Origin of the sequence: Paraburkholderia fungorum, assembly GCF_003610895.1 — a bacterium.
GTDB lineage: Bacteria > Pseudomonadota > Gammaproteobacteria > Burkholderiales > Burkholderiaceae > Paraburkholderia > Paraburkholderia fungorum_B.
This window is the reverse complement of record NZ_MCAS01000045.1, coordinates 217,665-240,384: the sequence shown is the minus strand read 5'-3', so window position 1 is coordinate 240,384 and position 22,720 is coordinate 217,665. Positions and strand designations below refer to the sequence as shown.

Annotated in this window: 16 protein-coding genes; 3 read left to right on the top strand and 13 right to left on the bottom strand. The window is 63.9% G+C overall.

Features of this window, described 5'->3' with window-relative positions; translation table 11 throughout:
- Positions 1–11: 11 nt before the first annotated feature.
- The 8 genes from rseP to rpsB form a co-directional block, all read right to left on the bottom strand.
- Positions 12–1,397 (bottom strand): RIP metalloprotease RseP, encoded by a 1,386-nt coding sequence (gene rseP / locus BCY88_RS32260; protein ID WP_120348167.1) that lies wholly within the window; start codon positions 1,395–1,397, stop codon positions 12–14.
- A gap of 7 nt (positions 1,398–1,404) precedes the next feature.
- Positions 1,405–2,610 carry a 1-deoxy-D-xylulose-5-phosphate reductoisomerase gene (locus BCY88_RS32255; RefSeq protein WP_120348166.1) on the bottom strand — a complete coding sequence of 402 codons (1,206 nt, stop codon included), beginning with the start codon at positions 2,608–2,610 and terminating at the stop codon, positions 1,405–1,407.
- A gap of 10 nt (positions 2,611–2,620) precedes the next feature.
- On the bottom strand, positions 2,621–3,442 hold the full coding sequence (locus BCY88_RS32250) for a phosphatidate cytidylyltransferase (protein WP_120348165.1): 822 nt from the start codon (positions 3,440–3,442) through the stop codon (positions 2,621–2,623).
- Complete coding sequence (gene uppS, locus BCY88_RS32245) at positions 3,436–4,218, bottom strand: polyprenyl diphosphate synthase (protein WP_028199369.1); 783 nt, start codon at positions 4,216–4,218, stop codon at positions 3,436–3,438. The genes BCY88_RS32250 and uppS overlap by 7 nt, the downstream gene beginning before the upstream one ends.
- 63 nt (positions 4,219–4,281) lie before the next feature.
- Positions 4,282–4,842, bottom strand: coding sequence for a ribosome recycling factor (frr, locus tag BCY88_RS32240; RefSeq protein ID WP_120348164.1), 561 nt, complete (start codon positions 4,840–4,842; stop codon positions 4,282–4,284).
- A gap of 100 nt (positions 4,843–4,942) precedes the next feature.
- Positions 4,943–5,656, bottom strand: a complete 714-nt coding sequence (gene pyrH / locus BCY88_RS32235; protein WP_028199371.1) for a UMP kinase — start codon at positions 5,654–5,656, stop codon at positions 4,943–4,945.
- A gap of 207 nt (positions 5,657–5,863) precedes the next feature.
- Positions 5,864–6,745, bottom strand: coding sequence for a translation elongation factor Ts (gene tsf / locus BCY88_RS32230; protein ID WP_120348163.1), 882 nt, complete (start codon positions 6,743–6,745; stop codon positions 5,864–5,866).
- 193 nt (positions 6,746–6,938) lie between these two features.
- Positions 6,939–7,691: a 30S ribosomal protein S2 gene (gene rpsB / locus BCY88_RS32225; RefSeq protein ID WP_120348162.1), complete on the bottom strand. Its 753-nt coding sequence runs from the start codon at positions 7,689–7,691 to the stop codon at positions 6,939–6,941.
- Between the two features lie 469 nt (positions 7,692–8,160).
- On the opposite strand from rpsB, the gene map reads away from it, so the two are divergent.
- From map to BCY88_RS32210, 3 genes are read left to right on the top strand one after another with little or no spacing between them, the layout of a single operon-like run.
- Positions 8,161–8,970, top strand: a complete 810-nt coding sequence (map, locus tag BCY88_RS32220; protein ID WP_120348161.1) for a type I methionyl aminopeptidase — start codon at positions 8,161–8,163, stop codon at positions 8,968–8,970.
- Between the two features lie 31 nt (positions 8,971–9,001).
- Positions 9,002–11,581 (top strand): [protein-PII] uridylyltransferase, encoded by a 2,580-nt coding sequence (locus BCY88_RS32215; RefSeq protein ID WP_120348160.1) that lies wholly within the window; start codon positions 9,002–9,004, stop codon positions 11,579–11,581.
- A 6-nt stretch (positions 11,582–11,587) separates the two neighbouring features.
- Entirely contained in the window at positions 11,588–13,741 is a 2,154-nt protein-coding gene (locus BCY88_RS32210; RefSeq protein ID WP_120348159.1) for a pseudouridine synthase, read from the top strand.
- A 150-nt stretch (positions 13,742–13,891) separates the two neighbouring features.
- Here the strand turns inward: BCY88_RS32210 and def are convergent, their stop codons facing one another.
- From def to BCY88_RS32185, 5 genes are all read right to left on the bottom strand, one after another.
- The gene (gene def, locus BCY88_RS32205; protein ID WP_120348158.1) at positions 13,892–14,425 is read right to left on the bottom strand and encodes a peptide deformylase; all 534 of its coding nucleotides are present in this window, start codon (positions 14,423–14,425) and stop codon (positions 13,892–13,894) included.
- Complete coding sequence (gene ligA / locus BCY88_RS32200) at positions 14,422–16,488, bottom strand: NAD-dependent DNA ligase LigA (RefSeq protein WP_120348157.1); 2,067 nt, start codon at positions 16,486–16,488, stop codon at positions 14,422–14,424. The genes def and ligA overlap by 4 nt, the downstream gene beginning before the upstream one ends.
- A gap of 162 nt (positions 16,489–16,650) precedes the next feature.
- Positions 16,651–17,904: a cell division protein ZipA C-terminal FtsZ-binding domain-containing protein gene (locus tag BCY88_RS32195; protein ID WP_120348156.1), complete on the bottom strand. Its 1,254-nt coding sequence runs from the start codon at positions 17,902–17,904 to the stop codon at positions 16,651–16,653.
- A gap of 117 nt (positions 17,905–18,021) precedes the next feature.
- Positions 18,022–21,540 carry a chromosome segregation protein SMC gene (smc, locus tag BCY88_RS32190; RefSeq protein WP_120348155.1) on the bottom strand — a complete coding sequence of 1,173 codons (3,519 nt, stop codon included), beginning with the start codon at positions 21,538–21,540 and terminating at the stop codon, positions 18,022–18,024.
- A gap of 148 nt (positions 21,541–21,688) precedes the next feature.
- The gene (locus BCY88_RS32185) at positions 21,689–22,675 is read right to left on the bottom strand and encodes a DMT family transporter (RefSeq protein WP_120348154.1); all 987 of its coding nucleotides are present in this window, start codon (positions 22,673–22,675) and stop codon (positions 21,689–21,691) included.
- Between the last annotated feature and the right edge of the window lie 45 nt (positions 22,676–22,720).

Below are 22,720 nucleotides of genomic sequence, written 5' to 3'. Positions count from 1 at the left end.
CGCCAGACACTTTAAAAATGGATTAAACGAGCCAGATCGTTGAACAGCGCAATCGCCGACAATGCGACGATGCAGGCGAGACCCGCCCTCTGCAAAACGAGTTGCCAGCGATCGGAGACAACTTTGCCGGTTACAGCTTCAACCAAATAATATAACAGATGACCCCCGTCCAATACCGGAATTGGTAACAGGTTCAGTACGCCGAGGCTAATACTGACAAGGGCCAGGAACGACAGGAATGCAGAAGGACCTAGACGTGCGCTCTTTCCTGCGTAATCGGCGATCGTCACGGGGCCGGAAAGATTCTTCAGCGAAGCCTCGCCGACGATCATTCGCCCGAACATGCGCACCGAATAAACCGCAAGGTCCCAGGTACGGCGCGCGCCCAGTTGCAGGCTTTCGACCGGCCCATAACGCACGTCGATCGACGGCACCTGAGTGGCGAGTTCCGCACCGATACGGCCGATCTGCTGCCCCGTCGCCTCGTCACGCTGCGACTGCGGGACGATCCGCACATCTTCCAGCTTGCCTGCCGCTTGCCCGCCGCGCTCAACCTGCAGCGTCACGGGCACACCGGCGTGCGATTTTACATAAGCGATGAAGGCCGTGGCATTGTCGGTAGGTACACCGTTGATCGCGCGCAGACGGTCACCCACTGCAAGGCCTGCCTTTTGCGCCGCGCTATCCGGCTGCACGCCCGCGACCGTGAGTTTGCCACCGCCCGGTTCGAAGCCGAGACGCGACATAAAGTCGTCGTCAACGTCTTTCTCGGTCATGCCGCGCAGATCCAGCTGGAAATCCGAGATGCCATGGGCATCTTTCGCGCTCAACACGACCCGCTTATGATCGAATGCCGCGCCCAGCAGCTTCCAGCGCAGGTCGGACCACGAACGCACACGCTCGGATTCGCTGGCGTTCTCAGCCCGCACCGCGACGACGGTTTCGCCGCCGTCGAAACCGGCCAGCGCGGCCGGTGTATTTGGAGCTGGCGCGGCAACCACGGCCGCCGGCTCTGTGACGCCGGTGGCGAACACGAGGGCGAACAGCACGATGGCAAGCAGGAAGTTCGCGACCGGGCCGGCCGCGACAATCGCGAAACGGCGCCACACCGACTGCCGGTTGAACGCATGCGGCAAGGCTTCAGGCGGAATCGGCGCACCGCCGGTTTCGCGCTCGTCGAGCATCTTCACGTAGCCGCCCAGCGGCAGCGCGGCAATTGTCCACTCGGTGCCCGTCTTCTGGCTCACCCATTGGACCAGCGGCTTGCCGAAGCCGATCGAAAAGCGCAATACCTTGACGCCGCACAAACGCGCCACGCTGTAATGCCCGTACTCGTGGACGACCACGAGTACGCCAATCGCAACCGCGAAGGCCAGCAGTTCGATTAGCAGATTCATAGGCGCCTCACTGGACGGCGCGTTCCGTGCGACGGGCGCTGTCCGGCAGACGCGCGATGAAGTCGGCGGCAGCGCGGCGCGCCGCGGCGTCGGCCTCGATCACGTCATCGAGTGCGTGCGCGCTGCGATTCGGCAACGCGTTGAGTACGGCGTCGACAACCTGGGCGATCGCCATGAACCCGATCTGGCGCGACAGGAACGCCTCAACTGCGATTTCGTTGGCGGCATTGAGGGCCGCGCTCGCCAACCCACCCTCGGCCAGCGCCTTCACGGCGAGCGCGAGGCACGGGAAGCGTGTGTAGTCCGGTTTTTCGAAAGAGAGCGACGCGACCTGCAGCAAATCGAGTTGCGCCACGCCCGAATCGACGCGCTCCGGAAACGCCAGCGCGTGCGCGATTGGCGTGCGCATATCGGGATTCCCCAGTTGCGCGAGCACCGAGCCGTCTGCGTACGAGACCATCGAATGAATCACGCTTTGCGGGTGAATCAGCACCTCGATGCGCTCGCCCGGCACGTTGAACAGCCAGTGCGCCTCGATCACCTCGAGGCCTTTGTTCATCATCGTGGCCGAGTCGACCGAAATCTTGCGGCCCATCACCCAGTTCGGATGCTTGCAAGCTTCGTCGGGCGTGACGTCCACCAGCGTGGCGGGTTCGCGCGTACGGAACGGACCGCCCGAGGCGGTCAGGATGATCCGGGAGACGCCACCGTGCAGCGCGGCTTCGCGCGGCAGGCATTGGAAAATCGCGTTGTGTTCGCTGTCGACCGGCAGCAGCACCGCGCCGTGGTCACGCACCGCGTCCATGAAGATCGCGCCGGACATCACCAGCGCTTCCTTGTTGGCGAGCAGAATGCGCTTGCCGGCACGTGCCGCGGCAAGGCTCGGCGCGAGGCCTGCCGCGCCGACGATCGCCGCCACCACCGTGTCGCAGCCCGCGCTCTCCGATACGTCGACGAGCGCTTGCGGCCCGTACGCGACCTCGGTCTTGCAACCCGCTTCGCGCAGCTTCGCCGCGACGTGCGCGGCGGTGTCGGCGTCGCCGACTACCGCGACTTCAGGCTGAAAGCGCAAGCATTGCTCGACGAGCTTGTCGCCGTTGCGATGCGCGGTGAGCGCATAAACCGAAAAGCGTTCAGGATGACGCGCGACGACGTCGAGCGTGCTGTCTCCAATCGAGCCCGTGGAGCCGAGCAATGTCAGACGTTTTTGCATATCTCTTTCTCTAGCCAAGCAGCAGCATGGCAAGCGGCAGCACCGGCAACAATGCGTCGATGCGGTCGAGTACACCACCGTGCCCGGGCAACAGGCCGCTTGAATCTTTCACTCCGGCCTGACGTTTCATCATCGATTCGAACAGATCGCCCACTACGCTGAATGCCACGAGCAGGGTCAGTGCGAGCAGCGTACGTACGGCGCCCAATTGCGCCAGCAGCGCAGAATACAGGGTCGGCTCGAACGCGTGCAAAAAGACCGCCGCCGCGGCGACGATCATCACGGCCAGCCAGCCGCCGATCGCGCCCTCCCAGGTCTTACCAGGGCTGATGGCAGGCGCCAGCTTGTGTTTCCCGAAAGCCTTTCCGGAGAAGTATGCGCCGATATCGGCCAGCCATACCAACAGCAGCAGCGAGAGCACGAACGGCACGCCCTTCATGCGCGCGGCGACGAGAGCATGCCAGCACGCAACGAATACCACAATGCCGGCGAGGAACAGAAACGCGCGCCAGGCGCCTTGCGCGAGGGTCGGTTTGCGCAGAAGCACATACGGCCCCGCGATGACCCAGAAAATAGCGGCCGCCTGGAACAGCGGCCGGGGCTCCTCGACGCCGGTACCGAGGCGCGTGCTCGCGACCAGCGCCACGGCGGCCACCAGCGCGTAAATGACCGGGCCCGCGCCGCCGAGCTTCAGCAGGCGCGCCCATTCCCACGCCGCGAACACGACGACAAAGGCGATCAGCGCGCCGAACGCGCCTACCGGCGCGAACAGCGTGACCGGCAGGAAGATCGCCAGCAGGATGATCGCCGTGATGACACGGGTTTTTAGCATGGAAGCGAATCGACGTTTTGCGATTGCGGCTCGAGTTGAGCACTGGTGCGGCCGAAGCGGCGCTCACGCTCCGCGTAGGAAGCAATGGCGTGGCCGAGCGCGTCGGCGTCGAAATCCGGCCAGAACGTGTCGGTGAAGTAGAACTCGGTGTAAGCAAGCTGCCACAGCAGGAAGTTGCTGACGCGGCGCTCGCCACCGGTGCGAATAAAGAGGTCCGGCTCCGGCGCATAGGCCATCGACAGGTGTTCGGCGAACGAATCCTCGTTCACCTCGACCGCCTTGCCCGCCAGCGCCGATTGTTCGGCAAGCTTGCGGGTGGCCTGCATGATGTCCCAGCGGCCGCCGTAATTGGCGGCGATGGTCAGCGTGAGACGGGTATTGCGCGCGGTTTTGGTTTCCGCGCGCTTGATCAGGTCGCGAATACGCGTATCGAATCGGGACAGATCGCCGACCACACGCAAACGGATGCCGTTCGCGTGCAGCTTGCCGATCTCGCGCTCAAGCGCGGTGACAAACAGGCGCATCAGGAACGACACTTCGTCGTTCGGGCGGCGCCAGTTTTCCGAGCTGAAGGCAAACAGTGTCAGATATTCGACGCCCTGCCGTGCGCAGGCCTCGACGGCCGCACGCACCGCGTCGACGCCGCGCGTATGGCCGGCCACGCGCGGCAGACGGCGCTGGGTCGCCCAACGGCCGTTGCCGTCCATGATGATCGCGATATGTCGCGGCACCGCGGCGACATCAGGCACGCGCACGGTTGAGCTGGTATAGGTCATGGCCGTCGGGACAGTGACTGCAAAAAAGAAGTGGAGATCTTAAAGGTGCTGAGCCAACCGGCCTCAGACCGTCATGATCTCGGCTTCTTTGGTCACAACCATTTTGTCGATTTCCGTGACGAACTTGTCCGTCAGTTTCTGAACGTCGTCACCTGCACGGCGCTCGTCATCTTCTGAAATCTCTTTGTCTTTCACGAGCTTCTTCAGTTGCTCGTTTGCATCACGGCGCAGGTTACGAATCGCGACCTTGGCCGTTTCCGCTTCGCTCTTGACCACTTTGGTCAGTTCGCGGCGGCGCTCTTCGGTCAGCGCGGGCATCGGTACACGGATCACGTCGCCTTGCGTAGCCGGGTTCAGACCGAGGTCCGACTCGCGGATCGCCTTTTCGACGACCTGGACCATCTTCTTTTCCCACGGCTGCACGCCGATCGTGCGTGCGTCGATCAGCGTCAGGTTCGCGACCTGCGAAATCGGCACCGGCGAACCGTAATAATCACACTGGATGTGATCGAGCAGGCCCGTGTGTGCACGGCCCGTGCGAATCTTCGACAGGTCGTTCTTGAACGCGTCGATGGAACGCTGCATTTTTTGTTCAGCGCCCTTCCTGATATCAGCCACAGACATTTTTAAACCTCCGAACCTTCAAAACGGTGCGAGCCGGCCAGCGCGCGCGTTATGCGGCGGCCTGGGCTCGCGTTAAAGCCCACGTTATGTGAACGAGAGTTTACACGTGGACGAGGGTGCCCTCGTCCTCGCCTAGTACGATGCGCTTGAGCGCGCCCGGCTTGACGATCGAAAACACCCGGATCGGCAGCTTCTGGTCGCGGCACAGCGCGAACGCCGTGGCGTCCATCACCTGCAGATTGCGGCCGATGGCCTCGTCGAAGCTGATCGTGGCGTAACGGGTCGCACTCGGGTCTTTCTTGGGATCGGCCGAATAGACGCCGTCCACTTTGGTGGCTTTCAGCACGACTTCCGCGCCGACTTCCGAGCCACGCAGCGCGGCGGCGGTATCCGTCGTGAAGAACGGATTGCCGGTACCGGCCGCGAAAATCACGACTTTGCCTTCCTCGAGCTGGCGAATCGCGCGGGGCCGGATGTACGGCTCGACCACCTGGTCCATGCGCAGCGCGGATTGCACGCGCGCTTCGATGCCGGCATGGCGCATTGCGTCCTGCAGCGCCAGCGCATTCATCATCGTAGCCAGCATGCCCATGTAGTCAGCCGTGGCGCGATCCATACCGGCCGCGCCGCCCGCGACGCCGCGGAAAATATTGCCGCCGCCGATCACCACGGCCAGCTGCGTTCCGAGACGGACCACTTCGGCCACGTCCGCTACCATTCGTTCGATGGTTGCGCGATTGATGCCGAAGGCATCGTCGCCCATCAGAGCTTCACCGGAGAGTTTGAGCAGGACGCGTTTATAGGCAGTGGGCATAGGGGTATCCAGATCGCGCAGAACAGGGCAACAACAAGGGACTAATGTAGGGGTGAAATACTGATTCGGGCAAGCGTCGCCAAATTGACGAACCCTAGGGTTCGCCAGCGGCGTGCGCGACGGGGGTCACCCGTGCGCAGCCTTGCGGCGCCGCCGACCGCGGCAAAGTCTTGCTCCGCCGCGGGTCCAACGGTATTGCGGTGAGACTTATTGTTGCTTTGCAGCAGCGACTTGAGCCGCCACTTCAGCCGCGAAGTCGTCCTGCTTCTTCTCGATGCCTTCGCCGACCACGAACAACGCGAACTTCTGCACGCTCGCGCCGCCCGCCTTCAGCATCTGCTCGATCGTCTGCTTGTCGTTCTTAACGAACGTCTGGTTCAGCAGCGACACTTCCTTCAGGTACTTTTGCACGCTGCCGTCGACCATCTTGGCGACGATTTCAGCCGGCTTGCCCGATTCGGCAGCCTTCTGTTCAGCAATGCTGCGTTCCTTGGCGATCAGATCCGCCGGCACGTCGTCCGACGACAGCGAGACCGGCTTCATGGCGGCGATGTGCATGGCCACGTCCTTGCCGACCTGCTCGTCCGCGCCGGTGTACTCGACCAGCACGCCGATACGCGTGCCGTGCAGGTACGCTGCCAGCTTGTTCGACGTGTCGAAGCGCACGAAACGGCGGATCGACAGGTTTTCACCGATCTTGCCGACCAGCGCGAGGCGCACTGCGTCGACCGTCGAGCCGTCCAGCGGCAGTGCCGACAGAGCAGCGACGTCAGCCGGGTTTTGCGTAGCGACCAGTTCGGCGATCGTCTTCGAGAAAGCCAGGAAGTCGTCGTTCTTCGAAACGAAGTCGGTTTCGCAGTTCAGTTCGACCAGCGAACCAGCGTTGCCGCCGATGAACGATGCGACCACGCCTTCAGCCGTCACGCGCGACGCTGCCTTGCTGGCCTTGTTGCCCAGCTTGACGCGCAGCAGCTCTTCAGCGCGCGCCATGTCGCCTTCGGCTTCCGTCAGCGCTTTTTTGCATTCCATCATCGGCGCGTCGGTCTTTGCGCGCAGTTCTGCAACCATGCTTGCGGTAATTGCCGCCATCATTTGCTCCTTGAGTTCCGTCTGTCACACGCCGCCCGGACTTCGATACCGGCGGCAAGAATTCGTTTCAACGTCGCACGTATTTTTTACGAACTACGTTTCAGGCACTGCTCACAGCACACCACCACTTTGTCGCAGCTTAAAAAAAGGGGGCCTGTAGAAAGCCCCCTTTTTTGCCGGACACAAGGCAGCTTTACGCTTCCGCGTTGACCTCGACGAACTCGTCGCCGTCGCCACCACGTGCAGCCTGCACCACTTCGTTGACCGCATTGGCACGGCCTTCGAGGATCGCGTCAGCCACGCCAGCCGTGTACAGAGCGACAGCCTTCGAAGCGTCGTCGTTACCCGGGATCACGTAGTCGATGCCTTCCGGCGAGTGGTTCGTGTCGACCACGGCGATAACCGGAATACCCAGCTTGTTAGCTTCGGTCACGGCAATCTTGTGGTAGCCGACGTCGACCACGAAAATCGCGTCCGGAATACCGCCCATGTCCTTCACGCCGCCAATCGACTTTTGCAGCTTGGCCATTTCGCGTTCGAACAGGAGCGCTTCCTTCTTGCTCATGCGTTCGGTTTCGCCTGCTTCCAGCGATGCTTCCATGTCCTTCAGGCGCTTGATCGAGACCTTCAGCGTCTTGAAGTTGGTCAGCATGCCGCCGAGCCAGCGTGCGTTGACGAACGGCATGCCAGCGCGTTGCGCTTCTTCAGCGATCGTGTCGCGCGATTGACGCTTCGTGCCGACGAACAGGATCGTGCCGCGATTCGCTGCCAGTTGACGCGCGTACTTCAGCGCGTCGTTGTACATCGGCAGCGTCTTTTCGAGGTTGATGATGTGAATCTTGTTGCGATGGCCGAAAATGAAGGGGGCCATCTTCGGGTTCCAGAAGCGCGTTTGGTGACCGAAGTGGACACCGGCTTCCAGCATTTGACGCATGGTAACTGCCATGAAAATCTCCGCGAGGGTTGGGTCTTAAGCCGGCTGCCGTATCGGCCGCGCCGCCATTGTGCACTGCACTTTCTGGCTGAACGCGGCGGACACCCTGGGTGCGCCGGCTTGCGAGTCTGCCGCCTTGGTACCGCTCCATCCCGTAGCGCAGGCAACTATCGCCACGAGAAGCCTTTTCTGCCAATCCGCATTTGCTCACCGCTCATTAGAACAGCGATACATCAACGAAATAAGACAGAGATCGACTTAGCCAAACATTATAGCACGCGACTATCGGCCGACTCAACCCGCGCGGTAGCTCCTGTTTACCGTGGGCGGTTGCACCCGGACGCCTGCCGCCGCCTCCGGCAAACGGCCCGCGATTCGCCACGAACCCGGGGCAAAAAGGCACCAGCCGGCTCGCAAAACGCAGCGGCAGGGGGAATATGGTGCGATAATCTTGCAATAAATTGCATTTCAGGCCCGACTCATGGCTATTACGCTCAAAAACGAACACGATATCGCGCAGATGCGCGTCGCCTGCAAGCTCGCGAGCGAAGTGCTCGACTACATTACGCCGTTCGTCACCGCCGGCGTCACGACCGGAGAGCTCGACCGGTTGTGTCACGAATATATGCTCAATGAACAAGGCACGGTTCCGGCGCCGCTGAATTATCAGCCGCCCGGCTATCCGCCTTACCCGAAAGCCACCTGCATTTCAGTCAACGACGTGATCTGCCATGGCATTCCGGGCGACAAGACGCTGAAGAACGGCGACGCGCTGAATATCGACATCACGGTGATCAAGGAAGGCTATTTCGGCGACACCAGCCGGATGTTCATCGTCGGCGAAGGCTCGATCATGGCCAAACGCCTCGTGCAGACCACCTTCGAATGCATGTGGCTCGGCATCGATCAGGTGCGCCCGGGCGCCCATCTCGGCGATATCGGCTACGCCATCCAGAAGCACGCCGAAGGGCAAGGCTACAGCGTGGTGCGTGAATATTGCGGCCACGGTATCGGCACGGTGTTCCACGAAGACCCGCAGATTCTGCACTACGGCCGTCCCGGCACCGGGCTCGAGTTGCAAGCCGGCATGATCTTCACGATCGAACCGATGATCAACGCCGGCCGGCGCGACATCCGCACCATGCCGGACCAGTGGACCGTTAAAACCAAGGACCGCAGCCTGTCGGCACAGTGGGAGCACACCGTGCTCGTCACCGAAACCGGCTACGACGTGCTGACTGTCTCGGCCGGCACGCCCGCGCGTCCGCCCGTTGTCGCAGCCACGGCCTGACCGGCTTTCGACCTCACCTGCCCGCCTGCCAATGAGTAGTGTTCCAGCCGTCGCCCAATCCCACGCCACGTCGCTCAAGGCAGACTATAAAGTGGCCAAAGCCCAGTTGCTGGAACGCTTCAAGACCGCCTCAAACGTCGATTCGCTGATGGCCGCGCTCTCGCGCGCCACCGACGAGTCGCTGCGCGCCGCATGGAACACCTGCGGCCTGCCGCCCGAACTGGCCCTGCTGGCGGTCGGCGGTTACGGGCGGGGCGAACTTGCGCCGCACTCAGACATCGACATTCTGGTCCTGCTGCCCGACGCGCCGATCGAGCATCTCGAGGCGCGCATCGAGCGCTTTATCAGCCTCGCGTGGGATTTGGGGCTCGAACTCGGCAGCAGTGTGCGCAGTGTGGCGCAGTGTGTCGAAGAAGCCGCCAACGACGTCACCGTGCGCACCTCGCTCCTGGAAGCGCGGCGCATTACCGGCAGCGCCCCGCTCTTCGATGACTTTGCAAAGCGCTACCGCGAAACGCTCGACCCGCGCGCGTTCTTCCAGGCCAAAGTACTCGAAATGCGTCAGCGGCATGCCAAGTTTCAGGACACGCCGTATTCACTCGAACCGAACATCAAGGAAAGCCCGGGTGGCCTGCGCGATCTGCAACTGATCCTGTGGATTACGCAGGCAGCCGGCTTCGGCAGCAGCTGGCGCGAGCTTGAGGCACGCGGCCTGATCACCGAGCGCGAAGCGCGCGAACTGCGCCGCAACGAAGGCTTCCTGAAAACGCTGCGTGCCCGGCTACATGTGATCGCCGGCCGCCGCCAGGACATTCTGGTGTTCGACCTGCAAACGCCTGTCGCCGAAAGCTTCGGCTACCAGCCAACGGCCACGAAGCGCGCCAGCGAACAGCTGATGCGCCGCTATTACTGGGCCGCGAAGGCTGTCACGCAGCTCGCTACGATCCTGATCCAGAACATCGAAGCCCAGCTGTTCCCCAGCACGAGCGGCATCACGCGCGTGCTGTCGGACCGTTTCGTCGAGAAGCAGGGCATGCTGGAGATTGCCAGCGACGACGTGTTCCAGCGCGAACCAAACGCGATCCTCGAAGCTTTCCTGCTCTACGAACAGACGCCGGGCGTGAAGGGCTTGTCAGCGCGCACGCTGCGCGCGATCTACAACGCCCGCGACGTGATGGATCAGCATTGGCGGCGCGACCCGGAGAACCGGCGCCTGTTCATGGACATCCTGAAGCAGCCGGCCGGCATCACGCACGCGCTGCGCCTGATGAACCAGACCAGCGTGCTCGGGCGCTATCTGCTGAACTTCCGGCGCATTGTCGGGCAGATGCAGCACGACCTGTATCACGTCTACACGGTCGACCAGCACATTCTCATGGTGTTGCGCAATCTGCGCCGCTTCGCGGTGGCCGAGCATGCGCACGAATATCCGTTCTGCAGCCAGTTGATCGCCAACCTCGACCGGCCTTGGGTGTTGTACGTGGCGGCGTTGTTTCACGACATCGCCAAGGGCCGCGGCGGTGACCACTCCACGCTCGGCATGGCCGACGCGCGGCGCTTCTGCCGCAGCCATGGCATCGAGGGCGAGGACGGCGAACTGGTCGTCTGGCTGGTCCAGCAGCATCTGACCATGAGCCAGGTCGCGCAGAAACAGGACACGAGCGACCCCGAAGTCATCAAGCGGTTTGCCGAACTGGTCGGCAACGAGCGCCGGCTCACCGCGCTTTACCTGCTGACCGTGGCCGACATTCGCGGCACCAGCCCGAAAGTCTGGAACACGTGGAAAGGCAAGCTGCTCGAAGACCTCTACCGCGCAACCCTGGCGGTGCTCGGCGGCGCACGGCCTGACGCGCATTCAGAACTGAAATCGCGCCAGGAAGAGGCGTTGGCCCTGCTGCGCCTCGAAACCGTGCCGGAAGGCGCGCAGAAGGCACTGTGGGACAAACTGGACATCGGCTATTTCCTGCGCCACGACGCGGCGGACATCGCATGGCAGACCCGCGTGCTGTACCGGCACGTCGAAACCGCGACGCCGATCGTGCGGGCGCGTCCTTCGCCGATCGGCGAAGCGCTGCAGGTGCTCGTATATGTAAAAGACCAACCCGATCTGTTTGCCGGCATTTGCGCGTATTTCGACCGCAACGGCTTGTCGGTGCTCGATGCGCGGGTCAGCACGACCCGTCACGGGTACGCGCTCGACAATTTCCTCGTCGCGCATACCGAAGAAGACGTGCATTATCGCGATATTGCCAATCTGGTCGAACAGGAACTGACCGCACGCCTCACCGGTGACGGCACCCTGCTTCCGGGACCGTCGAAAGGCCGCTTGTCACGGCTGTCGCGGACCTTCCCTGTTACGCCGCGCGTCGATCTTCGGGCCGACGAGCGCGGCCAATATTACATCCTGTCCGTGTCCGCTAACGACCGGCCAGGCCTTCTTTATTCAATCGCGCGCGTGCTGGCCGAGCACCGGGTCGGCGTCGCGTCGGCGCGGATCAATACGCTCGGCGAACGCGTCGAAGACGTGTTCCTGCTGGATGGACACGGTCTGTCGGACAACCGCCTGCAAATTCAGGTCGAGACCGAACTGCTGCGCGCGATTGCAGTGTGAGATTTCATGCGAGTCAAATTAACAGCCAAGCACCCGCGGCCGGCTTCGTCCGAACGCGCCCCTGTCCGTACCGGAAGCACCTCGGCACGTAAGCCGACGCGTCCGAGCGGGCCAAGGCCGTCCACACCGACGGCCGGGTTTAACGGGGCACGAGGCGAAGGCGCCGGCGCAGCGGGCGGCGGCAAGCGGCCAGCCGGTGCAGGCAAGCCCGCAGGCGCCGGTGCGCGTGCGCCACGGGCTGAAGGATCGTTTTCCCGCGAGCGGGATGCGGGTGGTGCCGGCGCTGCGCGCCGCGCACCGTCGGATCGGCCGCCGCGCCGTGAAGGGGCCGGTGGTGCGCCGCGCCGCTTTGAAGGTGGTGGCGAGCGCGCTCCGCGTCGGTTTGAAGGCGGTGGCGAGCGTGCGCCGCGGCGCGCTGACGGCGAACGTAGCCAAAGCGCTCCGCGCCGCTTCGAAGGCAGCGCCGATCGTGCTCCACGGCGGGACGAGGGTGCTCGTGCACCCCGCAAGTTTGAAGGTGGTGCTGATCGTAGTGAACGCGCTCCGCGCCGGTTTGAGGGCGGCGACCGTGCGCCGCGCCGGGACGATGGCGATCGTGCACCCCGCCGGTTTGAAGGCGGCAGCGATCGTGCGCCCCGCCGCGCTGACGGTGAACGCAGCCAGGGCGCGCCGCGCCGGTTTGAAGGCAGTGGCGAGCGCAGCGAGCGCTCGCCCCGTCGCTTTGAAGGCGGTGCAGATCGCACCGAACGCAGCCAGGGCGCACCCCGCCGGTTCGAAGGAAGCCCGGACCGCAGCGAACGCGCCCCCCGCAGTTTCGAAGGCAACCGCGCGCCGCGCCGTGACGAAGGCGAACGCCGCTCATTCAGCGGCCCGCGCCCAGGTGCGGGCCGTCCGTCGGAAGGTGGCCCGCGTGGCGAACGCCCGGCGCGTGACGCCTCGGATCGCCCCCGCTTCGGCAGCGACCGTGGCGCCCCTCAGGAACGCCGCAGCGGTGAACGTGGCCCGCGCAGCGACAGCGCGCCGCGCCGTTTTGAAGGCGAGCGCGGTTCGTCCGAACGTGGCGAGCGCACTTTCGCGAAGCCCGTCAAAAGCGGCTACGGTGACCGCACGGATCGTCCGGCGCGCGCGCCGCGTGACGACCGCGGCGAACGGGCACCGGCCAAACGTGAATTCGGCGATCGTCCGGCGCGTGCCGGCGACCGTGGCGAACGTAACGACCGGGGCGAACGCCCGGCTCGCAGCTTCGACAAGGCGCTGCCGGCCGCCGGCCGCCGCTTTGGCGACGACACCCGCCCAGCGCGTGCCGACAAGCCGCGCAACCCGGCGCCCGCAGCCAGAGCCGAACGCGACGATGACGCCGACGTCGCCCCGCGCACGCCGCGCCGCGATTACGAAGATGCGCCAGGCACCCTGCGCCTGTCCAAGCTGATGTCGGAACTCGGCCTGTGCTCACGCCGCGAAGCCGACGAATGGATCGAAAAAGGCTGGGTGATGGTCGATGGCGAGCGGATCGACACGCTCGGCACCAAGGTCCGTCCGGATCAGCGCATCGAGATCGACCCCGCTGCCGAAGCCGCGCAAGCGAGCCAGGTGACGGTCCTGATCCACAAGCCCGTGGGCCTCGTATCGGGCCAGGCGGAAGACGGCTATCAACCGGCGATCACGCTGGTCACGCCGGAAAACCGCTGGGAAGGCGACAGTTCGGACATCCGCTTCTCGGTTTCACATCTGCGCCAGCTCGCGCCGGCCGGACGCCTGGACATCGATTCGACGGGCTTGCTGGTGCTGACGCAGGACGGCCGCATTGCCAAGCAGCTGATCGGCGGCCATTCGGAGATCGACAAGGAGTACCTGGTGCGCGTGTCGTACGGCGAGCACACCACCGATGTCGAAAGCCACTTCCCGCCGGAAAGTCTCGCGCTCCTGTGCCACGGCCTCTCGCTCGACGACGTGCCGTTGAAGCCCGCACAGGTCAACTGGCAAAACGGCGAACAACTGCGTTTCGTGCTGCGCGAAGGCAAAAAGCGTCAGATCCGCCGCATGTGCGAGCTGGTCGGTCTCGAAGTGATCGGCCTGAAGCGCGTGCGCATGGGTCAGGTGATGCTGGGCGCACTGCCGCCGGGCCAATGGCGCTATCTGTCGGCGGACGAGTCGTTCTGATGCCGGGAGCCTGACGCTCAAACAGCGAAAAACTCACGGTGCCCGCGCCGTGACGCTCACCCAACAAAAAGCCCACGTGAAAACGTGGGCTTTTTTATTTATGCTGGCGGCGCAAGCGTCGACGCGTTCGCCGCCGGCCAGAATACAGCGTCAGTCGTCGTTATTCGGGTCCATATCCGGAAACAGCACTTCCGTAAAACCGAACTTCGCGAAATCGTTGATCCGCATCGGGTACAGCTTGCCGATCAGGTGATCGCACTCATGTTGTACGACGCGTGCATGAAAGCCCTCGGCGACACGGTCAATCGGATTACCGTATTGATCGAAGCCGTGGTACTTGATCATCGAAAACCGGCTCACCGCGCCTCGCAGGCCCGGTACGGACAGGCAGCCTTCCCAGCCCTCTTCCATATCCAGCGACACCGGCGTGATGGTCGGATTGATCAGCACCGTTTCCGGCACCGGCGGCGCATCCGGATAACGTTCGTTGTGCCCGAAACCGAAAATCACCACCTGCAGATTCACGCCGATCTGCGGCGCGGCAAGCCCGGCGCCGTTCGCGTCGTGCATGGTCTCGAACATGTCCTTGATGAGCTCATGCAGTTCGGGGGTGTCGAAGTGATCGACCGGATCGGCAATGAGCAACAGGCGCGGATCGCCCATCTTGAGAATTTCACGGATCATAACTGCCCCTCCAGGAGCTTACGCATACCATCTTCGTCGAGTACCGGGATACCGAGTTCCTCGGCCTTCGCCAACTTGCTGCCAGCTTCGGCCCCCGCCACCACGTAGTCGGTTTTCTTCGACACCGAGCCCGCCACTTTCGCGCCGGCCGCTTCGAGCATTTCTTTCGCCTCTTCGCGGGCGAGCGTCGGCAAGGTGCCGGTCAAAACGATCGTCTTGCCGGCCAGCACGCCTTGCGGCGCCTTTGGTGCGGGCGGCCCTTCCGGCCATGTGACCTTGCCCGGCGCGCGGAGTTGCTCGATCACCGTGCGGTTATGCTCTTCGGCGAAAAACCGGTGAATCGACTCAGCCACCACGGGCCCCACGTCGTTCACCTCCAGCAATTCTTCGACCGAGGCATCCATGATCGGATTCAGCGAGCCGAAATGCCTGGCGAGATCTTTCGCCGTGGATTCGCCCACATGCCGGATACCGAGCGCGTAAATAAAGCGCGCCAGCGTGGTGTGCCTGGCTTTGTCGAGCGAGTCGAGCAGATTCTGCGCGGACTTTTCGGCGAAGCGGTCAAGTTCGGCCAGTGTCGCAAAGCCAACGTTGAACAGGTCGGCCGGCGTACGCACCAGATTCTGCTCGACGAGCTGATCGATGATCTTTTCGCCGAGCCCGTCGATATCCAGCGCCCGCCGCTGCGCAAAGTGCCACAGCGCCTGCTTGCGCTGTGCCGGGCAGAACAGGCCACCTGTGCAGCGCGCAATCGCCTCGTCCGGCAGCCGTTCGATACTCGAGCCGCACACCGGGCAGTGCGTAGGCATGACGAACTCGCGGGCGTCGTCCGGGCGGCGATCGAGCAGCGCGCTCACGACTTCGGGAATCACGTCGCCAGCGCGCCGCACGATGACCGTGTCGCCGATGCGGATGTCCTTGCGGCGCACTTCGTCTTCGTTATGCAAGGTGGCATTGGTCACCGTCGCGCCGCCGACGAACACCGGTTCCAGCCGCGCCACCGGTGTGATCGCACCGGTGCGGCCGACCTGCACGTCGATCGCCAGCAGTTTGGTCAGCGCTTCCTGCGCGGGGAATTTGTGCGCGAGAGCGAAACGCGGCGCGCGCGACACAAAGCCGAGCGCATCCTGCTCGTCGCGCCGGTTGACCTTGTAGACCACGCCGTCGATATCGTAGGGCAGCGTGTCGCGCTTCTCGCCTACCGAGCGGAAAAATCCCAGCAAGCCTTCGGCGCCCTGCACCACTGCCCGCTCGCCATTCACCGGCAAGCCGAGTTCCTTGTACCAGTCGAGCAGCTCGCTATGGGTGGCCGGCATCTCGCCCCCCTCCAGCACGCCAATTCCATAAGCGAAAAACGACAGCGGCCGCTGCGCGGTGATCTTCGAATCGAGTTGCCGCAAGCTGCCCGCGGCAGCGTTACGCGGATTGGCAAATTCCTTCTGCTCAGCGGCCCGCTGGCGCTCGTTCAGGCGCTCAAAATCGCGCTTGAACATGAGCACTTCACCGCGCACGTCGAGCACCTGCGGGATGCGTTTGCCCTTGAGTTTGAGCGGAATGGAACGGATCGTACGAATGTTCTGCGTGACATTCTCGCCGGTGGTGCCGTCGCCGCGCGTGGACGCCTGGACGAACACGCCGTCGACGTAACGCAGCGAGATGGCAAGACCGTCGAACTTCAGCTCGGCCGCGTATTCCACCGGCACCGGCGGCTCGCTTGCGTTCTTGCCGAGCGCGTCGCCAACGCGCTTGTCGAACGCGACGATGTCTTCATCCGCGAAGCCGTTGTTCAGCGAAAGCATGGGTTGATCATGCACGACCTGCTCGAAACCGCTCGACGCCTCGCCGCCCACGCGCTGGGTGGGCGAATCCGGCACGATCAGGTCCGGATGCTCGGCCTCGATTCGCTCCAGTTCCTTGAAAAGCTTGTCGTACTCCGCGTCCGGCAGGTCCGGCTGGTCGAGAACGTAGTACGCGTAATTGGCGCGTTCGAGTTCCGCGCGCAGCCACGCGGCCCGCTCGGCAGGAGCGCTGGTTGCAGGATTGGAGGCGGGGGTTCGGGCCATGCTGTCGGAAGCTTCTTCAAAGGAATTCAGACATTGGATTATCGCAGGAAGCGTGCCCCTTTACATCGGCCGAATGGCCAGTTTTGGACTGGCCCAAAACGCCAACGGCCGCACATTGTGCGGCCGTCGTGTACTACCTGAAAAACAGAGGCTCTACTGACCTTACTGGCTGAACAAACGCCGGGTGGCCGGCGAGCCCGCCGGGATACCCGCCTGTTCGAGCTTTGCGTAAAGCGTCATCAACTGCTTTTCGATCGCCAGCAACGCGGTTTCCGGCAGCGGCCGGCGCCCGTCGTCGACTACTCGCCCGCCGATCCGCTCAGCCAGCGATTTCGCGTAGTCACACATCAGGCGGAACGGCAGGATGTCTTCGTCCGCGACCGGCACGTCGAGCACCAGCGTGATCATCTGGCCGCCCTTGTAGGTCAGGTCGTCGCGCAGGAAATTGGTGTCGCCGAATTGCAGCATGAACACCGGGCTCTGCTTCGCGTCGAGCTTGACGAAGCGCGTGCCGTCGCGCGAGAGCAGCAAACCGTCTTGCGACGCCACGGCCTGGACATAATTCGCCGACCACGGCGCGCCGTCGGAAAGCACGTTGATCGACAGTTGCGCATCGCACTGCGCGGCGAAGCCGTCGAGTTCGCGCGCCATCGCGACCGTTTCGAGCATGTCGGGAAATTCCGGCGACGCGTCGAGCGCATCGGCAAACTGCTGCACGCCGGTCACGAACTCCGAGAACTCCAGTTCGTTGAGCGCGCCGCTCCGATTGGCCAGCTGCGCGGCCGCGCGCAGTTCTTCATAGCGCGCACCGTTCTGTAGCAACTCCCACGCGCCGCCTTCAAGCTTGCCTTCGATATGAACCGGCTTGCTGCCGGCCCGGCGCAAACGCTGCGCCAGCGGAATCACCTTGTCGCCGGCCACCGGGCCGTTCAAACGAATCGGCACGATACAGTCGATGCGGCGATCGACGATAGCCGGCGGCGCCGACGAAATCGTCGTGGCGGCGGGCAGGATCGGTTCGACCGGTTCGTCGGCATTCGCAGCGTGGCCGCCTTCGGCCTGAGCGATGCCTTCTGCTTCCGGGAAACCGTTCGGCGTCGTCATCTCGGCCTGGATATCGGCCGGTGTATCGAGCGGCGCAGCGGTGGCGCCAAATGTCGGTTCGACGCGTGCCGCAGCGGTTTCCGCAGCCGTGTCCGAACCCACTACCGGTTCGCGCCGGGTGGTCGGCCGGGCCGGTTCGATAAACGGGCTCTGTTCCTCCTGATCGTCCCGCGCGAAACTTTCGGCGGCATCGGCCGGCATCGGCCGTGGCATCTTGCGGCGCACCTTCGCGCCTTGCCACGCGTTGTACACGACCACGCCCCCGACCACCACGGCGCCCGCGCCGATCAAACCGAGTGTCAACTCGTCCATGCATGCTCCATCAGCAATTCTTCTGTCTGCGCGGCTTTGCACCCGCCCCATGTGTCGCGCGACCCATGGCCGCTGCGCTGAACGCGGGAGACCGCGATGATCAACTTAACCGAAAACTCAAACGATATTCTGGGCGAAACCGGCAGCCGATTCCATGTCGACGGCAACGATCCGCGACACGCCCTGCTCCTGCATGGTCACGCCGATCAGTTGCTGCGCCATTTCCATCGCGATCTTGTTGTGCGAAATGAACAGGAACTGCGTTTTGTCCGACATTGCGCGCACAAGGTTCGCGAAGCGTTCCGTGTTGGCGTCATCAAGCGGCGCGTCCACTTCGTCGAGCAGACAGAACGGCGCGGGATTCAGCTGGAACATCGCGAACACCAGCGCCGTGGCGGTCAACGCCTTCTCGCCGCCCGACAACAGGTGAATCGTCGAATTTTTCTTGCCCGGCGGTTGCGCCATCACCTGTACGCCGGCGTCGAGAATTTCGTCGCCGGTCATGATCAACCTGGCCTGGCCACCACCGAACAGACGCGGGAACAGCTCGCCGAAATGACTGTTCACCTGATCGAAGGTGCCTTGCAGCAACGTGCGCGTTTCCCCGTCGATCTTGCGGATCGCGTCTTCGAGCGTTTCGATCGCGTTGTTCAGGTCGGCCGATTGCGAATCGAGGAACGTCTTGCGCTCGGTCGCCGCTTTCAGTTCGTCCAGCGCGGCCATGTTGACGGGGCCGAGCGCCGTGATCGCGTTGTTGATCCGCGTGACTTCGCCTTGCAGGTAGGACGGCTTCATGTCCGGCGTGAGCTTGGCCTGCAACTGCGCCTCGTCGACGCCGGCCGCGGCCAGTTGCTCGATGAACTGCTCGCCGTTCAGGCGCGCGGCCTGTTCTTTCAACTGCAATTCGTTGATGCGGTCGCGCAGCGGCTGCAGCGCGCGCTCGGCGGTGAGGCGGGTTTCGTCAGCGGCACGCAGCTTGGCCGTCAGATCGTCCAGTTCGAGGCGTGCCGCGTGCAGCGCCTCTTCCTTGACCGCGCGGATATCGAGCGCGTCCTGCAAACCGGTATGCGCGGTTTGCTCGTTGATCGTTTCCAGCTCGGCGCGCGCGTCTTCCAGCGACGCGGCGACGCGCTCGCTCTGCTCGTGCGACACCTGAATGCTGCGCTTCAATTCGTCGATACGGTTCGCCATATTGCGCGCGGCGAAACGCGCGTCGGTGGCGGCCCGATCGAGATCGCGCGCCTCTCCACGCGCGGCCGTAAGCGTTTCGTCGAGTGCTTCGAAAGCCAGCTGGTGGTCTTCGAAACGCGCCTGCAATTCGGCGAGCTCCGAGTCGTGACGCTCAAAATTCGCCTCCGATTCGCCGCGCAAGGCGCGCTGCTCTTCGATTTGCGCCGTGATTTCCCCGAGCTCTTCGCGGATTTGCGTGCTGCGCTGCGTGTAACGCTCATGCGCCTGGGCGCGCTTGAGCACGTCCATCTGCAAGGCGTGCACGCGTTGCGTCGCGCGCTCCGACTGCTGACGCACGTCGGTCAACGCTTGTGCGGCTTGCGTGTGCGCGGCCTCGGCACGGATCGCGGCGGCCTTCGCTTCATCGGCCAGCAGCGCTTGCGCACGTACCTGACGCGCCAGGTTTTCGATTTCCTGCTGACGGGCCAGCATGCCGGCCTGCTCGGAATCGGCGGCATACAACTGGACACCGACGCGCGTCACCACATGCCCCGCCTTCACGACGAACGAGCCGCCTTCCGGCAATTGCGCGCGCATAGCGAGCGCCTGCTGCAGATCGTCAGCCACGAAGGCAAGGCCGAGCCAGTCGTTCAGCACGGCGCGGATGCCTGCATCGTCGATACGAACCAGCGACAGCAGCGGGCGCAAAGCCGGCGGCGCAGCAACCGGCTGACCGGCTGCGGGCGGGGCGTAGAACGCAAGCTTGGCGGGCGGCGCGTCGGTCGCGAACGCCTTGACCCAGTCGAGATTCGACACTTCCAGCGCGGCGAGCCGCTCGCGCAGCACCGCTTCGAGCGCGGCTTCCCAACCGGCCTCGACGTGCAGCTTCTTCCACAGACGCGGCAGGCCGCCCAGCTCGTGCTTTTCGAGCCACGGCTGAATCTTGCCTTCGGTCTGGACGTTTTCCTGCAATTGCTTGAGCGCGGCAAGGCGTGCGTCGAGCTGATGAATCTGCGCGCTCTCCGCTTGCACCCGCTCCTGAGCGGCGCGCCGTTCGCCGTCCAGACGCGGCAGCGTTTCCTGCGCGTCGGCGAGACGGGTCTGCGCGTCGTGCAGGATTTCTTCATGCTCGGCAAGCTGCATGCGCAGCTCTTCGAGCTGCGCTTCGTCCGGGGCATCGAGACCGCCCGCTTCCGACTTCAGCCGCTCGTGACGCTGCTGCAACTGCTGTAATTGCTGATCGGCGTTGCGCTGATGCGCCGCTTCGAGCTTGAGCGCCTGTTCGGTCTGCGCGATACCGCCGCGCTCGGCGTTCAGTTCGGTCTGCGCATCCCGCCAGCGGCCTTCGAGCGCCGGCATCGCGTCATGCTTGGCGGCGGCTTCGTCTTCGGCCAGTGCGGCCTTTTCTTCGGCAACCGCCAGTTGTTCTTCAGCGTCTTCGAGATCGTCTTGCGCCTTTTGCGCCTGCGACTGCCATTGCTCGCGCTGCGCGGTCAACGCGGCGATCTGCGCCTGCACGCGATTGCGCGATTCGACGATGAACTTGATTTCCGCTTCGAGGCGGCTGACTTCGGCATTCGCCTCGTACAGCGCGCCTTGCGCACCCTGCATCGCGTCGCTGGCGGAATAGTGCGCGACGCGCAGCGTTTCGAGTTGCGCTTCGACTTCACGCAGCTTCGCGGTTTGCGCTTCGAGGTCGATCTGCGCCTGTTCGATCGCACGTTGCTGACGTTCCTGCTCGCCGCCGGCTTCATTCTTGCGCAACAGCCACAACAGGCGCTGCTTCTCTTCGCCGTCGGCCTGCAAATCCTTGTATCTGGTCGCGACGACCGCCTGCGCTTCCAGCTTCTCGAGGTTCGCCCCCAGTTCGCGGACGATGTCTTCGACCCGCGTCAGATTCTCGCGCGTGTCGTGCAGGCGGTTCTCGGTTTCGCGGCGGCGTTCCTTGTACTTCGACACGCCCGCGGCCTCTTCGAGGAACACGCGCAACTCTTCCGGCTTCGCCTCGATCAGGCGCGCGATCATGCCCTGCCCGATGATCGCGTAGGCACGCGGCCCGAGGCCGGTGCCGAGGAAGATGTCCTGAATGTCGCGGCGGCGCGCCGGCAGGTTGTTGATGTAGTAGCTCGAGGTGCCGTCGCGGGTAAGCACGCGCTTGACGGCGATTTCGGCATACTGCCCCCACTGCCCGGCGGCACGGCCGTCGGCGTTGTCGAACACGAGTTCGACGCTGGCGCGGCTACCGGGCTTGCGCGCGGTCGAGCCATTGAAGATCACGTCCTGCATCGACTCGCCGCGCAGCTCGGAAGCGCGCGATTCGCCGAGCACCCAGCGCACGGCGTCGATGATGTTGGACTTGCCGCACCCATTCGGTCCGACCACGCCGACGAGCTGGCCCGGTACCTGGAAATGCGTGGGATCGACGAATGACTTGAAGCCAGCGAGTTTGATCGAGGTCAGACGCACGGCGATTTCGCTGTTTGAAAAGGGAAAATAAAAGTGGCTCGTGAAGGCTGCACCGGCCGTTCGCCAATGCAGCGCAACGGCCCGCGAAACTTCGCGATACGGGCGCCGAGCGCACGCAGTGAAGCGTGCGCCAGCTATTGAGGGGCAATCATACCATCGCGCGTGAGCGGTTCTTACCGTCCTTACGGTCTGTATCGTCATCGACGCCGGGCTGCACGTCCTGATTGGCCGGATCGGGCGGCAAGGCCTTGGTCCGGTGCACCCAACTGGACAATGCGGACGCCAGCACGATGCACAGTCCGCCCGCCCATTCGCGCGGGCCGGGCGTCTCGCCGGCGAAGAGCCACGCGGACAAGGCCGTCACCACGATCTCGAACAGCATGATGATCGAGGCCCGGTTGGCCGGCACCCGCGCGAGTCCGTACTGCACGAGCATATTGTTGGACGCCAGCAAAAAACCGAGGCCGAGCACTAGCAGCGCGGCCGTGCCGAGATGCGCGCCGGTGGGCGGTGCGGGCATCGCCTCGAACAACGATGCAAAGGCGCTGAAAATCGCCGCGCCGCCGAAAATCGTCGCCGTGCGCATTTCGGGCTTCATCTCAGGCAGCACGCGGCTGGTCTTCAGGATCAGCACGTTGCTCATCGCAAAGCCCATGCCGCCCGCAAGTCCTGCCCATTCGGCGAGATTGCCCGGTACCGGCATGCCCAGTTGCGGCGACCACAGCATGGTCATCGCGCCGGCCAGCGAAAGCGCGGCGAGGCCCGCGCCCGCCCAGTTCAACCGTTCATGCAGGATGAAGTGCGCAAAGAGCGCGGTCCAGGCGGGGGTGAGGTAGAACAACAGCAAGACGCGCATCACCTCGCCGTGGATCGAGCCCCACACGAAGCCGAGATTCGTGATGCCCGCAGCCAGCGCGAGAGCCGGCAGCAACCAGTGCCAGCGCACGGTCCGCAGCGCGCGATAGCGCACCAGCAGGACGAACAGGCAACCGGCGCCGCTCGTGAGCGCGCTCGCGGCCGTGCCGGTCACCCCGAGTGCATTCAGCATGCGCAAGGGGTACCAGATCATCCCCCAGACCGAGGCGCCCAGCATGATCGCGAGGGTTGGCCAGCCATTGCGGAGCCAGTTGTTCATGATGCAAGACTCCCGCGACGGTTGCGGCTCCCGCGGGCGGCGTTG

Bases quoted from the DNA above. Each gene is read 5' to 3' on its own strand.
- ligA (WP_120348157.1), bottom strand. From the start codon at position 16,488: ATGGCCCGAACCCCCGCCTCCAATCCTGCAACCAGCGCTCCTGCCGAG.
- frr (WP_120348164.1), bottom strand. From the start codon at position 4,842: ATGTCTGTGGCTGATATCAGGAAGGGCGCTGAACAAAAAATGCAGCGT.
- rpsB (WP_120348162.1), bottom strand. From the start codon at position 7,691: ATGGCAGTTACCATGCGTCAAATGCTGGAAGCCGGTGTCCACTTCGGT.
- rseP (WP_120348167.1), bottom strand. From the start codon at position 1,397: ATGAATCTGCTAATCGAACTGCTGGCCTTCGCGGTTGCGATTGGCGTA.
- BCY88_RS32250 (WP_120348165.1), bottom strand. From the start codon at position 3,442: ATGCTAAAAACCCGTGTCATCACGGCGATCATCCTGCTGGCGATCTTC.
- tsf (WP_120348163.1), bottom strand. From the start codon at position 6,745: ATGGCGGCAATTACCGCAAGCATGGTTGCAGAACTGCGCGCAAAGACC.
- BCY88_RS32210 (WP_120348159.1), top strand. From the start codon at position 11,588: ATGCGAGTCAAATTAACAGCCAAGCACCCGCGGCCGGCTTCGTCCGAA.
- BCY88_RS32255 (WP_120348166.1), bottom strand. From the start codon at position 2,610: ATGCAAAAACGTCTGACATTGCTCGGCTCCACGGGCTCGATTGGAGAC.
- uppS (WP_028199369.1), bottom strand. From the start codon at position 4,218: ATGACCTATACCAGCTCAACCGTGCGCGTGCCTGATGTCGCCGCGGTG.
- pyrH (WP_028199371.1), bottom strand. From the start codon at position 5,656: ATGCCCACTGCCTATAAACGCGTCCTGCTCAAACTCTCCGGTGAAGCT.
- def (WP_120348158.1), bottom strand. From the start codon at position 14,425: ATGATCCGTGAAATTCTCAAGATGGGCGATCCGCGCCTGTTGCTCATT.
- BCY88_RS32195 (WP_120348156.1), bottom strand. From the start codon at position 17,904: ATGGACGAGTTGACACTCGGTTTGATCGGCGCGGGCGCCGTGGTGGTC.
- BCY88_RS32185 (WP_120348154.1), bottom strand. From the start codon at position 22,675: ATGAACAACTGGCTCCGCAATGGCTGGCCAACCCTCGCGATCATGCTG.
- map (WP_120348161.1), top strand. From the start codon at position 8,161: ATGGCTATTACGCTCAAAAACGAACACGATATCGCGCAGATGCGCGTC.
- BCY88_RS32215 (WP_120348160.1), top strand. From the start codon at position 9,002: ATGAGTAGTGTTCCAGCCGTCGCCCAATCCCACGCCACGTCGCTCAAG.